At 67.3% G+C, this 12,225-nt stretch carries 13 protein-coding genes; 7 read left to right on the top strand and 6 right to left on the bottom strand.

The window, feature by feature from the left end; translation table 11 throughout:
• Positions 1-86: 86 nt before the first annotated feature.
• On the top strand, positions 87-2,309 hold the full coding sequence (locus tag FOZ70_RS11390; RefSeq protein WP_219705905.1) for an amylo-alpha-1,6-glucosidase: 2,223 nt from the start codon (positions 87-89) through the stop codon (positions 2,307-2,309).
• A 94-nt stretch (positions 2,310-2,403) separates the two neighbouring features.
• On the top strand, positions 2,404-2,655 hold the full coding sequence (locus tag FOZ70_RS11385; protein WP_006482135.1) for a hypothetical protein: 252 nt from the start codon (positions 2,404-2,406) through the stop codon (positions 2,653-2,655).
• 499 nt (positions 2,656-3,154) lie between these two features.
• Here FOZ70_RS11385 and penR read toward each other — a convergent pair whose 3' ends face one another.
• Positions 3,155-4,045 (bottom strand): beta-lactamase transcriptional regulator PenR, encoded by an 891-nt coding sequence (gene penR / locus FOZ70_RS11380; RefSeq protein ID WP_219705904.1) that lies wholly within the window; start codon positions 4,043-4,045, stop codon positions 3,155-3,157.
• Positions 4,046-4,173: 128 nt separating this feature from the next.
• Between penR and blaPEN-bcc the strand changes: the two genes are divergently transcribed.
• Complete coding sequence (blaPEN-bcc, locus tag FOZ70_RS11375; RefSeq protein WP_219705903.1) at positions 4,174-5,112, top strand: PEN family class A beta-lactamase, Bcc-type; 939 nt, start codon at positions 4,174-4,176, stop codon at positions 5,110-5,112.
• 483 nt (positions 5,113-5,595) lie between these two features.
• Here blaPEN-bcc and FOZ70_RS11370 read toward each other — a convergent pair whose 3' ends face one another.
• From FOZ70_RS11370 to FOZ70_RS11360, 3 genes are all read right to left on the bottom strand, one after another.
• Positions 5,596-5,796, bottom strand: coding sequence for a membrane protein (locus FOZ70_RS11370; RefSeq protein WP_027789587.1), 201 nt, complete (start codon positions 5,794-5,796; stop codon positions 5,596-5,598).
• Between the two features lie 571 nt (positions 5,797-6,367).
• Positions 6,368-6,736 (bottom strand): antibiotic biosynthesis monooxygenase family protein, encoded by a 369-nt coding sequence (locus tag FOZ70_RS11365; protein ID WP_048026313.1) that lies wholly within the window; start codon positions 6,734-6,736, stop codon positions 6,368-6,370.
• 41 nt (positions 6,737-6,777) lie between these two features.
• The gene (locus FOZ70_RS11360; RefSeq protein ID WP_059860307.1) at positions 6,778-7,224 is read right to left on the bottom strand and encodes a MarR family winged helix-turn-helix transcriptional regulator; all 447 of its coding nucleotides are present in this window, start codon (positions 7,222-7,224) and stop codon (positions 6,778-6,780) included.
• Between the two features lie 202 nt (positions 7,225-7,426).
• On the opposite strand from FOZ70_RS11360, the gene FOZ70_RS11355 reads away from it, so the two are divergent.
• The gene (locus FOZ70_RS11355) at positions 7,427-7,906 is read left to right on the top strand and encodes a hypothetical protein (RefSeq protein WP_059488326.1); all 480 of its coding nucleotides are present in this window, start codon (positions 7,427-7,429) and stop codon (positions 7,904-7,906) included.
• Between the two features lie 150 nt (positions 7,907-8,056).
• Here FOZ70_RS11355 and FOZ70_RS11350 read toward each other — a convergent pair whose 3' ends face one another.
• Both FOZ70_RS11350 and FOZ70_RS11345 read right to left on the bottom strand, forming a co-directional pair.
• The gene (locus FOZ70_RS11350) at positions 8,057-9,433 is read right to left on the bottom strand and encodes an ATP-binding protein (RefSeq protein WP_060156263.1); all 1,377 of its coding nucleotides are present in this window, start codon (positions 9,431-9,433) and stop codon (positions 8,057-8,059) included.
• Entirely contained in the window at positions 9,430-10,092 is a 663-nt protein-coding gene (locus FOZ70_RS11345; RefSeq protein ID WP_021159887.1) for a response regulator, read from the bottom strand. The genes FOZ70_RS11350 and FOZ70_RS11345 overlap by 4 nt, the downstream gene beginning before the upstream one ends.
• A gap of 229 nt (positions 10,093-10,321) precedes the next feature.
• On the opposite strand from FOZ70_RS11345, the gene FOZ70_RS11340 reads away from it, so the two are divergent.
• From FOZ70_RS11340 to FOZ70_RS11330, 3 genes are read left to right on the top strand one after another with little or no spacing between them, the layout of a single operon-like run.
• Positions 10,322-10,675: a NirD/YgiW/YdeI family stress tolerance protein gene (locus tag FOZ70_RS11340; protein ID WP_021159886.1), complete on the top strand. Its 354-nt coding sequence runs from the start codon at positions 10,322-10,324 to the stop codon at positions 10,673-10,675.
• Between the two features lie 55 nt (positions 10,676-10,730).
• On the top strand, positions 10,731-11,591 hold the full coding sequence (locus tag FOZ70_RS11335; RefSeq protein WP_059812778.1) for a MurR/RpiR family transcriptional regulator: 861 nt from the start codon (positions 10,731-10,733) through the stop codon (positions 11,589-11,591).
• 54 nt (positions 11,592-11,645) lie between these two features.
• Positions 11,646-12,071, top strand: coding sequence for a GNAT family N-acetyltransferase (locus FOZ70_RS11330; protein WP_021159884.1), 426 nt, complete (start codon positions 11,646-11,648; stop codon positions 12,069-12,071).
• Positions 12,072-12,225: the final 154 nt, after the last annotated feature.

Here is a 12,225-nt window from a genome sequence, read left to right as displayed (position 1 = left end):
CGTCGCTGCGCACGTTCCCCGTTCTGTCCTATCCTGTGCGAACCACGCGGCGCGCCACGCGCGTCGCGCTCGACACAGGAGCATCGATGCTGAATCACGCCGAAGCCACGACGACCCAGGCGCCGCAGGTTGCGCCAACTGCCCCGACCCACGCGTCGGGCCCCGCCTTCATCGCGCCCGAAGCCGATCCGCAGGCACTGGCGCGCAACAACCAGTACGTGCTGAAATCCGGCAACGCGTTCGTGGTCAGCGACGCGCTCGGCGACATCGGCGGTCATGACGACGGCCTGTTCGTCGACGACATGCGCGTGCTGTCGAAGTGGCGCCTGACGTTCGGCGGCCGCGCGCCGTCGCTGCTGTCGGGCGCGACGAGCGCCGACAACGCGTCGTTCACCGCCCACCTGACGAACCGCCCGCTGCCGCCGCTCGGCGGCCACGAAACGCCCGAGGGCGTGATCCATATCGAACGGATGCGCGTGCTCGCGGGCGACGTGCTTTACGAAGCGCTGACGCTGACGAACTACGGCTCGAGCGAGGCCGAAGTGCCGCTGTCGCTGTCGTTCGCGGCCGATTTCAAGGACATGTTCGAGGTGCGCGGCACCCAGCGCCCGAAGCGCGGCACCGTGGTGGCGCCGCGCGTCGACGCGGGCGCGGTGCGCCTGCGCTACGACGGCCTCGACAGCGTCGAGCGCAACGTGACCGTGCATTTCTCGCCGGCGCCCGACGCGCTGTCGGTCGATCGTGCCGATTACACGCTGACGATCGCCGCGCAGGCATGCGTGTCGATCTACCTGACCGTCGATGCGACGCTCGGCCCGGTGCATGAGGAAGGGCCGGGATGCGGCCGCGTCGCGCTGCGCACCGCGCTCGTCGGCGTGCACCGCGAGATGCGCGCGCGGCGCGAATCGATGGCGCGCGTGAACACCGGCAATCCGCTGTTCGATGCGTGGCTCGACCGTTCGCTCGCGGATCTCGGGCTGCTCACGACGCAGCTCGACACGGGGCCGTACCCGTATGCGGGCATTCCGTGGTTCTCGACGCCGTTCGGCCGCGACGCGGTCATCACGTCGTTGCAGATGCTCTGGCTGCAGCCGTCGCTCGCGCGCGGCGTGCTGCGGTTCCTGGCCGAGCACCAGGCGCGCGAGACTTCCGCGTTCCGCGATGCCGAGCCCGGCAAGATCATGCACGAGTTCCGCCGCAGCGAGATGGCCGCGACGGGCGAGGTGCCGTTCGCGCTGTACTACGGCGGTGTCGATACGACGCCGCTGTTCATCGTGCTCGCGGGCGCGTATGTCGAACGCACCGGCGACGATGCGCTGATCGACGAACTGTGGCCCGCGCTCGAGCGCGCCGCGCAATGGGTGATCGACAAGTGCGACCGCAATCCTTACGGATTGCTCGATTACCAGCGCACGTCGGAGCGCGGCCTCGCGAACCAGGGCTGGAAGGACAGCCACGATTCGGTGTTCCATGCGGACGGCCGCTTTCCGGATGGGCCGATCGCGCTCGTCGAAGTGCAGGCGTATGCGTGCGCGGCGCTCGATGCGATGTCGATGTGCTCGTACCGGCGCGGCCACGCGGCCGACGCCACGCGTTATGCGCTGCGCGCGAAGGCGCTGCGCGAGCAGGTCGACGCGCTGTTCTGGATGCCGGAAGGCGATTTCTACGGCATCGCGCTCGACGGTCATGGCGACCTGTGCCGCGTGTTCGCATCGAACGCGGGCCACCTGCTCGCGTTCGGGCTGCCCGACGCCGAGCGCGGCGCGGCGGTTGCCGGCGTGCTCGGCTCGGCGCTGTTCCAGACCGGCTGGGGCATCCGCACGCTGGCCGCCGGCCAGCCGCGCTTCAACCCGATGGCGTATCACAACGGCTCGGTGTGGCCGCACGACAATGCGCTGATCGCGCGCGGCCTCGCGCGCTACGGCGACAAGACGGCCGCGGTGAACCTGCTGCGCGCGCTGTTCGAGGCGGCGGTGAGTTTCGAGATGCGCTTGCCCGAGCTGTTCTGCGGGTTTCCGCGCCGGCGCGGCGAACCGCCGACCGCGTATCCGGTGGCCTGCCTGCCGCAAGCATGGGCGGCGGGCGCGCCGTTCATGATGCTGCAGGCCTGCCTCGGCGTGAGCATCGACGCGTCGCGTCACGAGGTGCGCGTCGAGCGTCCGACGCTGCCGGAAGGCGTCGACTGGCTGCGGATCGACGCGTTGCGCGTCGGTGAAGAAACCGTGTCGCTCACGTTCCGCCGCGTCGACGGCCAGGTCGTCGCGTCGGCGGAGCAGCCGGGCCGCGTGAAGGTGGTCGCGGTGCTGTAGCGGTGCCGCGCGAACGTTGCGCGATGTCGCGCCACGTTCGCACGACGCGGCATAGAATCGTGACATGACCCTTGAACGATGGCGGAGGTAAACGATGACGACCGACAACCGGCCCGACGACGGCGAGCACAAGCTCGAGAATCTGGAAGCGGCGGTCGACCACCTGCACAAGTCGATCGAATCGCAGAGCATCGCGGTCGGCGCGGCGAAAGGCATTCTGTTCAGCCTGATCGAAACGCTCGGCGCGCTGATCGGCGATCCCGACCTGCCCGAGCACGCGCGCTCGGGTTACGAGGCGCTGCGCGACAAGGCGAGCGAACTGCGCGGCGGGCTTGACCGGCATTGATGCGCGGCTGGCGCCGGCGTTGGCCGAAAGGGCTGCGCCGGCGCTGCCCGATTCCGCAGACGAAGCACAAAACCCCGTGCGCTCAATGAGTTAGGTGGCCGATGCGCAGGATATCCACAAGCTTGCCAACACAATCTGTGGAGAACCGTCCGGCCCCGGGTCAGAGGTGCGGTGCGTGCCGTGCGAAAGCGTGTGCGGTGCCACACGGTTGACCGCGCAAGGTCCTGGTATCGAATCCCCTTTTGTATCAGCGTGTTACGCGCCGCATCGGCGGGATATCCACAGGCTTGCCAACATATTCTGTGGATAACTCGCAATCGATTGCGTCGCGACAGTTGAGGATCGGTCCGCCGAGGAGCCCGCTCGCGAAGCCCGGTGCACACGGGCTGCCCGATGTCTGCGTCCGCACGCTAATTCGTGCGCGATCAACGGCTTACGCCCCGGGTACCCAGGATATCCACATCCTTGCCAACACTTTCTGTGGACAAGCGGGGCCGTGTCATTCGTCCTGCGCCGCGGCGGCTGCTTCGGCCACGATCCAGTCGCGAAAGAGCGTCATTGCCGGCGTGAGCGGCTTCGACTTCAGCGAGGTGAGCCAGTAGCCGCCGGCACGCACGTCGATGTCGAACGGCCGTGCGAGCAGGCCGAGCTGAAGTTCGCGTACGAACATGCATGCCGGCGCGAGCGCGACGCCCGCGCCCTGCATCGCGGCCTCGACCATCAGCCGCGACGAATCGAACACGGGCCCGTTGACCGCCCATGGCGCGAGCTGCGCGGCGTCGAACCAGCCGAGCCATTCGTCGGTGCGGTACGAGCGCAGCAGCGTTTCGTTCGCGAGATCGGCCGGTTGCGCGAGGCGTCGCGCGATGTCCGGCGCGCACAGCGCGGTGAGCGGCGCGTCGAGCAGGTGCTCGTTGCGCGTCGCCGGCCAGCTGCCTTCCCCGAAGCGGATCGCGAAGTCGAGGCCCTCGGCGGCGAGATCGACGACGTTGTTGTTGGTCCGCAGCCGCAGCTCGACGAACGGGTGCGTATCGCCGAACTGCTTCAACCGTGGCATTAGCCAGCCTATGGCAAAGGTGCCGACGACGCCGAGCGACAGCACCTCGTGGAAGCGCCCGCCGTCGAACTGCTTGAGCACCGTCTCGATGCGGCTGAACGCGTCGCTCAGCACGGGCAGCAGTGCGCGCCCCTCGTCGGTGAGCCCGAGGCCGCGCGGCAGCCGCGTGAACAGCGTGCAGCCGAGCCGCTCCTCGAGCGAGCGCACCTGCTGGCTGACCGCGGCCTGGGTCACGCTCAGCTCAAGGCCGGCGCGCGTGAAGTTCAGGTGGCGCGCCGACGATTCGAACGCGCGCAGGGCATTGAGCGGAAGATGAGGGCGGAGCTTGGTCATAAGATTTTCTTTTGTCAGCGCTCAATTATCGTTGCTTGTCAGGCAACCGTAAAGTCACGATAGTGCTGTCTCGGCGGCCGGCCGTTTTCACTATCGATTCGCCTCCATTCCATCACGAGACAACCGACATGACCTACTCATCGAAACGTCGAACCCTGTTGCTGGCCGCCGCGACGGCGCCGCTCGTTCTCACCGTCACCGCGTGCGCGTCGCGGCAGGCCGCCGCGCCCGACGAGGCAAGCGCCGCCGCCGCGGCCGCTGCGGCGGCCGTGGCGCCTGCCGCCGCCGGGCAGATGCTGGCCGAGCTCGAAAGCAGCGTGGGCGGCCGCCTCGGCGTGTGCGCGATCGACGCGGCGAGCGGCCGCGTCATCGCGCATCGCGCGGACGAACGCTTCCCGTTCTGCAGCACGTTCAAGGCGATGCTGAGTGCGGCGGTGCTGGCGCAGAGCGTCGAGCGTCCGGCGTTGCTGCAACAGCGCGTGACGTATACCCGGGCCGATCTCGTCAACTATTCGCCGGTGTCGGAGAAGCATGTCGGCGAGGGCATGACGGTCGCCGCGTTGTGCGAGGCTGCGATCCAGTACAGCGACAACTCGGCCGCGAACCTGCTGATGAAGCTGCTCGGCGGCCCGTCGGCGGTGACGGCCTACGTGCGCTCGATCGGCGACGACACGTTCAGGCTCGATCGATGGGAGACCGAACTGAATACCGCGCTGCCGGGCGACCTGCGCGACACGACGACGCCGGCCGCGATGGCCGCGAGCATGCGCGTGCTGATGGTCGGCGATGCGCTGCCGGCCGCGCAGCGTGCGCAGCTCGTTGCGTGGATGCGCGGCAACAAGGTGGGCGACAAGCGGCTGCGCGCGGGCGTGCCGGCCGGGTGGACGGTCGGTGACAAGACGGGCACCGGCGACTACGGGACGACCAACGACGCGGGTGTCGTGTGGTCGCCGTCGCGTGCGCCGATCGCGGTGGCCGTGTACTACACGCAGGCGCGTGCCGATGCGCGCTCGAAGGACGACGTGATCGCGTCGGTCGCGCGCATCGTGGTTCAGGCATTCGGTTGACGCGGGCGGTGCGGTGCGCATGCTTGATGCGATGCGCAGGCGGGCCGTGCCGCAGCCGTGACCCGCGCGATCAAACGTTGTGCGATCAACGACTTAGGTCACGCATGCTCAGGATATCCACATGCTTGCCAACAAAAATTGTGGACAAGCCCGCGCGCGGCCGCGCCCGGCGTGGCGCGGGCCGGCGTGCCACATTTGAGGCGGCGCGGACAAAGTCTTTCGGATCAAGCGCTTGGTCGCGGTATGCGCAGGCTATCCACACGCTTGCCAACACAATCTGTGGACAAGCCGGTTCGCCCGCGCGGAAGGCGGCCCGTCACGTGGCGCGACGACGTGCGAGCGGCACTTTGCCTGCCGCGTGCCGCATTTGAGGCGGCGCGGACAAAGTCTTTCGGATCAAGCGCTTGATCGCGGTATGCGCAGGCTATCCACATGCTTGCCAACAAAAATTGTGGACAAGCCCGGCGGCCGCGGCGGCGACGGTCAGGGCTGCCGATCGTCGACCGTGGGCCAGCGCACGAACGCGAACACCCACAACATGACGAAGTTCAGGATCGGGACGAACATCGTCAGGATCCACCAGCCCGAATGCCCGGTGCGCCGGACGATGCGGACGTACGGATAAACGACGACGGCGACGAGCACGAGTGAGACGACCAGCTGCCACGCGGTGAAGTGTTCCATGGCCTTCCTCGGAGTGATGTGTCGGGCGGAACGTCCGGCCCGTTTAGCCGTCGCGCGAAGCCGGTGATGCGCGGCCGCGTGCGGCTCGCGTGATCTTGACGCGCGGCGGGCGCGAGCGTCAAGGCGAGGGCGGTGCACGGCGGCGGCGCGTCTGTCGCGCGGGATCGTCCGCATTCGCGCATGTCCGGGCCGCACGCTGCCGCAACCGTGACGCGGCGCATGAACCCTAAGCCGATCAACGGGTTAGCGCACGCGTGCGCAGGATATCCACAAGCTTGCCAACAAAATCTGTGGGTAAGTGGCGCAGCGCATGGCCGGCCCGTATGCGCCGGCTGCGGCGTGCATCGTCGTGGCGTCGTGATGCGAAGTGCGGCGAAGCGGTGGACGCGGCGGCCGTCACCGGGGCCTCGTCTGCATCACGCGTGCCAAAGTCCATCGGATCAAGGGTTTAGCGTTGCGGTGCGCAGGATATCCACAAGCTTGCCAACATTTTCTGTGGAGAAGTCGGGGTGCGTGCGCGACGCGCAGGACACCCGCGGATGCCACGTGTTGCCGCGATGCGTGCGGGCACTCACGCAGTGCAGATGCCGGCCACGCCGACTTTCTGGAACAGGTGCGGGCTCGCGACGGCGGACGACGGATAGGCCGACAGCTTGGCCACGAACCCGGGGTGCGTGAAGGCCGCGCGAAATGCTTCGGTCGATTCCCAGATCGCGTAGTTCAGGTAAGTCGGACTGTCGCCGAGCGCGCGATGAAGCTGGGTCGAGATGAATCCCGGCTGCTGCTTCATGAATTCGGCATCGTCCTTCCACACGGAGAGAAAGTCCGCTTCGTCGGCGGGGGCCAACGTGAACAGGTTGACGAGAACGACCGGCTCGGCGTCGATGCCGATCTGTTGCTGGATCGGAAAGGCCGGATCCATCGGCTTGAATTGAGGCATGGGAACTCCTTCGGGTGAGGGGGGCGGGCGCGATTGAGCGCTCACATCGGTGCATCGGCGCCATGTGCGCTGGACATCGCTGACAGCACGCGGATCGCCGCGTCCAGGTCAGCCGAACTGAAGTCGCCGGCGATGTCGCGGACATGCTGTTGCCACTCCCCGACCACGGCCTGATAGGCCGCATCACCACGCGGCGTCAGCGCATACAGAGGCGAGCGCTTGTGCGCCGGATTGGGTAGCGACTGGATGAGCCCTTCGTCGGTCAGCACGTTGACCTGTTTCAGCACGGCCTGCCGCGTGATGCCCATTGCTTCGGCGATCTGCGGGATGTTCGGGGCAACCGGTGCCATCGCGATGGCACCCAGCACCTGCCAGCGCGCACTGGTCAGCCCGTGCGGGCCGGCAAAGGTGTTGCCCCATTCGATCAGCAGGCCGTTCAACCGGAATACGGACAGCGCGACGGTGGTCAACTTCGCGGATTTCGTCATGTTCGATACGCGTGATGAATTGACAACTACTTTACGTAATGGACAACTGGTTGTCAAATTGGCGAATGAGCGTCACTGAGCGTAGTCAGGCCGGTAAACTGGCAACGCGATCCGGCACCGGTAACATTTGCCGCGACGGATGGCGGGCCAACAACAAAGAACCTGGAGAGAATCAGTGAGAACCATCTGGAAAACGGTCGCCGTGCCGCTGCTGGCGATCGCATGCGGAACGCCTGCACACGCGTGCCTGCCGGCCCGATACGAGACCGCATATTTCGGCACGGCCGAATACATGGGCGACGCACTACGCGACAAGGTAGTCGACGACATCCGCGCCAATCACTACACGATCATCGAGCCGAAAATCGGCTTGCTGTTCTACGCGATCGTCCGGAAGGGGGACGGGATCTATCTGGGCGCTGACCGGATCGCCACGGGGAGCGATTCGTTCTGGTACCTCGGGCACGGCTATTACCAACTGAACGGTCAGCTCTATTTCATGGGTGAACACGTCGGCGCGCATCCGTTCGACGGTACCGTGGTCGTCCACACCGAGGATCGCACCCGGCAAAGGCCGGACGACTATCCCAAGGGCCGCCTGTTTTGCGTCGTGAAGAAATACGCCAGCATTCTCGAAACCTCGACCGGCCTGCGGATCGAGCGGATCGTCTTCGACAACTGAGCGGGGAGCATGAGTGACCCGGGCGGCGCATTTCCGACGCAGCCCTGACAAACCCTTTCCGATCAATGGCTTGGTGCCGTTAATGAAAGGTTGTCCACAAGCTTGCCAACACAATCTGTGGAAAAGCTGCGTGTCGTGTGTCGCGCGGCGTCAGGCCGGCAGCGGAAAGCGCACCGTGACGGTCAGCCCGCGCCCGCCGCGTGTCGTGCCGAGTGCGACCGTCGCGCGATGCTGTTCGGCGATCCGCTTGACGATCGACAGCCCGAGCCCGCTGCCCGACGACGTGACGGCCTGCGCGCCTTCGCCGCGATAGAAACGCTCCCACACATCGGTGCGTTCGGCTTCCGGGATGCCGGGGCCGTCGTCGGCGACTTCGAGCACGGGCGTCGTGCCGTCGAGCCGCGCGGACACGTCGACACGCGCGCCGTCGCCCGCATAACGGATCGCGTTGTCGACGAGGTTGTTCAGCAGCACGCGCAGCGTGTCGGCATTGCCCGACGTCATCACGGGCGTCGATACGATCGCGCCGAGATCGATCCGGTGCGCGTCGGCGACGCGCGTGCGATCCGATACCACCGACCGGCACAGCGCGGAGAGATCGACGGGCGCCGACGCGGAGGCGGCCGCCTGCGCATCGGGTTCGAGGCGCGCGAGCGTCAGCAGCTGTTCGGCGAGGTGGCCGAGCCGCGTCGTGCCGGCATGGATCTGCGCGAGGATGTGCTCGCGTTCCTCGGCGGTCGACGCGCGCCGCAGCAGCTGCGACTGGATCGACAAGCCCATGATCGGCGTGCGCAATTCGTGCGCGGCATCGGCGATGAAGTGCCGTTGCAGCGTGAACGAACGGTCCAGGCGCGCGAGCAGGTCGTTGATCGCTTCGGCGAGCGGACGGACTTCGTTCGGCATCGCGCCGACGTCGACCGGCTCGAGATTGTTCGCATTCCTGCGTTTGAGGCCGGATGCGATCGTGCGCAGCGGCCGCAACCCCGCGCCGATGCCGAACCACAGGCCGATCGCGAGCAGCGGCAGCATCGAGAACACGGGCCACAGCAGGTGCACGGCGATACCCGCGATCGCTTCCCAGCGCGCATGGCGTGCCTGCGCGAGCCGGATCGTCGTGCCGCCGCGTTCGGTCACGTAGGTGCGCCACGGCTGGCCGCCGACGTCGACGCTCGCGATGCCTTTCTGCTCGGGCGGCGGCAGGGTCGAATCGCGGTCGGTCGAATACACGAGCTTGCCGTTGCGCCAGACCTGCAGCAGCACGGCGTCGGGATCGCTCGCCTCGAAACCGTGCTTGCCGCTGGCGCGGTTGCTGAACGACAGCTCGCCGTTCGGGCCGACGACGATCTGCTTCGACATGCTGCGCATCTGGTCGTCGAGCAGGTCGTCGAGCTCGCGCAGCGCGCCCCAGTAGGTGCCGGCGCTCGCGACGAGGCCGATCACGCACGCGGCCGGGAGCAGCCACATCAGCAGGCGCCGCCGCAGCGACGCGTTGCGCCAGCGTGCGATCGCGTGTTGCATGCGCGTCATGCGCCGTCACCGATCCGGTAGCCGACGCCGCGCACCGTGCGGATCATGTCGTGGCCGAGCTTCTTGCGCAGGTTGTGGATGTGCACCTGCACGGCGTTGCTCTCGATTTCCTCGCCCCAGCTGTACAGCCGCTCCTCGAACTGCTCGCGCGAAATAACCGCGCCCGGGTCGCGCATCAGCTCATGCAGCAGCACGAACTCCTTCGGCGACAGCGTGACTTCGTCGTCGCCGAGCCAGACGAGGTGCTTGACGGGGTCGAGCCGCAGCGGGCCGATCGCGAGGGTCGTCTGCGCGCGGCCCGCGTGGCGGCGGTTGACCGCGCGGATGCGGGCGAGCAGTTCGTCGAGTTCGAACGGCTTGACGAGATAGTCGTCCGCGCCGCTGTCGAGGCCCGCGATGCGGTCGGGCACGCCGTCGCGCGCGGTGATGATGATCGCGGGCAGGTTTTCGTCGCGGCGGCGCAGCGCAGCGAGCACCGACAGGCCGTCGCGGTTCGGCAGCCCGAGATCGAGCAGCAGCAGGCCGTAGCCGGTCGCGCGCAACGCGAGCGACGCGGCGTCGCCGTCCTTCACCCAGTCGACCGCGAAGCCTTCCTGTTTGAGGCCCTGTTCGAGCCCGCTGCCGATCAGCGGATCGTCCTCGACGAGCAGTACGCGCATGGATTCGTGTCTCTTCAACGGGGCGCCATGGCGCCCGGGGTTCCCATGATAAGCGCGCGTGCCTTAGCGGGAGCTTAAACACGGGCGCGCGGCCGGCTTTCGCGCGTGCCCGGTGCGGCACCGTGCCGCTGCGGCGCGACCTTCAGGTTTGCTTAATCTTACGGTCCGTAATCTGGGGCCGTCGCGTTCAACGGGGCGCGGCGTCACATCGAAGAAGAGGACCGAGATCATGAAACACCTGACGAGAATCCTGGCGGTTGCGCTCGCCGTGCTGCCCGCCGCCGTTTACGCGGAATATACCGGGCCGTCCACGCTGACCACGACGACCGTGAAGGAGCTGCTCGCGAACGGCAAGGACGACCAGCACGTGCAGTTGCAGGGGCGCATCGTCAAGCACGTCGGCGGCGAGGATTACGAATTCGCCGATGCGACGGGCACGATCCGCGTCGAGATCGACCACAAGCTGTGGGCGGCCGGCCAGCCCGTCAGCGACCGGAACGAAGTGAAGGTGACCGGCGAATTCGAGCGCAAATGGTCGGGCAGCGTGAAGGTCGACGCCGATCACGTCGAAGTGCTGCGCTGACCGGTGCATACGGGGCCGGTGATACCATGGTCGACCGGTTCCCGTTCACACCAAGATGGCCGCCAATTTCGACGAACTCGCGTCCCGGATCCGGGCGCAATTTTCCGAGCTGAGCCCGCAATTCCAGGCGGGCGCGGCCTTCCTGCTCGATCATCCCGACGAAGTCGCCACGTCGTCGATGCGCAAGGTCGCACAGCGCGCGCAGGTGCAGCCCGCGTCGCTCGTGCGGCTCGCGCAGCAATTCGGCTTCCCCGGCTGGAACGAGCTGCGCGACCTGTGTGTCGCGCGCGTGCGCACGCGCCCCGAGCCGCTCACGCAGCGGGCGCGCTCGCTCGTGCGGCCCGATGCGAAGGCGTCGCTCGCGCACGACCTGCTCGCCGCGCAACAACACAACCTGTCGGCCACCGCCGCGCAGAACGAGCACGCGCTCGCCGAAGCCGCGAAACTGATCCGCAAGGCGTCGCACGTGCATGTCGCGGGGTTTCGCTCGTGCTACCCGGTTGCATTCGGCTTCGTGTACGGCTACCGGCTGTTCCGCCCGACCGTGTCGCTGCTCAACGGCGTCGCCGGGTCGCTCGAAATGGAGCTGCGGACGATCGCGAAGCAGAGCGTGACCGTCATCGTCAGCTTCGCGCCGTATTCGGCGGAAGCGACGCGCGTCGCGCAGGCCGCGAAGGCGCAGGGCAGCCGGATCGTCGCGATCACCGACAGCGCAGTGTCGCCGATCGCGCTGCACGCGGACGCACAACTGATCTTCACGCACGACAGCCCGTCGTTCTTCCCGTCGCTGGTGGCCGCGCACGCGATGGCCGAAGCGCTGGTCGCGCAGTTGCTGGCGCTCGAAGGCACCGATGCGATCGCCGCGCTCGAGCGCACGGAAGCGGAGCTGCATGCGAAGGGCGCTTACGTCGTCTGACGCGGTGCGTGCGGGTTCAACCTTCCTCATTTCCGATTCAACCAGGCTCGACCGATGACGTTCACATACGAGGTGACCGACGCGGGCGACGTGAACGTTCGCAAGCAGATCGTCGCGCCGCTCGTCCGATTCAACGAAAGCCAGGCGGGCCCGAACGACTTCCGTGCGCTGGCCGTGGTCGTGACCGACGCCGAAGGCACGGTAGTCGGCGGCTTGTGGGGCAGCACGGCGTACGGCTGGCTGCATGTCGACCTGCTCGTGGTGCCCGAGGCCGCGCGCGGCCAGGGTGCGGGCACGCGCATCATGGATCTGGCCGAGGCGGAAGCCGTCGCGCGCGGATGCCACGGCGCATGGCTCGACACGTTCGACTTCCAGGCGCGGCCGTTCTACGAGAAACGCGGTTATGTCCGATTCGGCGAACTGCCGGATTATCCGGCCGGGCACACGCGCATTTTCCTGACGAAGCGGCTTGCAGGCTGAGCATCGCCGCATGGAGCGGCCCGGTTGACGAGGTCGCCGGCGGTCGCCTAGGATAGCGACCAGCGATGCAGGTCGCTTCCGGGTCCGCGGAAAGGGTTCAACCCACCTGTCGCAGCAAATCCAGTCTTCCTCCTGTCCTTTGTGCTGGCGGTAT

Source organism: Burkholderia sp. COPS (assembly GCF_019425585.1).
Lineage (GTDB): Bacteria > Pseudomonadota > Gammaproteobacteria > Burkholderiales > Burkholderiaceae > Burkholderia > Burkholderia cepacia.
Note: the sequence above shows the minus strand (reverse complement) of the source record. Positions and strands in the feature narration are given on the sequence as shown.

Coding starts and splice junctions, on each gene's coding strand:
- FOZ70_RS11390 (WP_219705905.1), top strand. CDS start 87: ATGCTGAATCACGCCGAAGCCACGACGACCCAGGCGCCGCAGGTTGCG.
- FOZ70_RS11385 (WP_006482135.1), top strand. CDS start 2,404: ATGACGACCGACAACCGGCCCGACGACGGCGAGCACAAGCTCGAGAAT.
- penR (WP_219705904.1), bottom strand. CDS start 4,045: ATGACCAAGCTCCGCCCTCATCTTCCGCTCAATGCCCTGCGCGCGTTC.
- blaPEN-bcc (WP_219705903.1), top strand. CDS start 4,174: ATGACCTACTCATCGAAACGTCGAACCCTGTTGCTGGCCGCCGCGACG.
- FOZ70_RS11370 (WP_027789587.1), bottom strand. CDS start 5,796: ATGGAACACTTCACCGCGTGGCAGCTGGTCGTCTCACTCGTGCTCGTC.
- FOZ70_RS11365 (WP_048026313.1), bottom strand. CDS start 6,736: ATGCCTCAATTCAAGCCGATGGATCCGGCCTTTCCGATCCAGCAACAG.
- FOZ70_RS11360 (WP_059860307.1), bottom strand. CDS start 7,224: ATGACGAAATCCGCGAAGTTGACCACCGTCGCGCTGTCCGTATTCCGG.
- FOZ70_RS11350 (WP_060156263.1), bottom strand. CDS start 9,433: ATGACGCGCATGCAACACGCGATCGCACGCTGGCGCAACGCGTCGCTG.
- FOZ70_RS11345 (WP_021159887.1), bottom strand. CDS start 10,092: ATGCGCGTACTGCTCGTCGAGGACGATCCGCTGATCGGCAGCGGGCTC.
- FOZ70_RS11340 (WP_021159886.1), top strand. CDS start 10,322: ATGAAACACCTGACGAGAATCCTGGCGGTTGCGCTCGCCGTGCTGCCC.
- FOZ70_RS11335 (WP_059812778.1), top strand. CDS start 10,731: ATGGCCGCCAATTTCGACGAACTCGCGTCCCGGATCCGGGCGCAATTT.
- FOZ70_RS11330 (WP_021159884.1), top strand. CDS start 11,646: ATGACGTTCACATACGAGGTGACCGACGCGGGCGACGTGAACGTTCGC.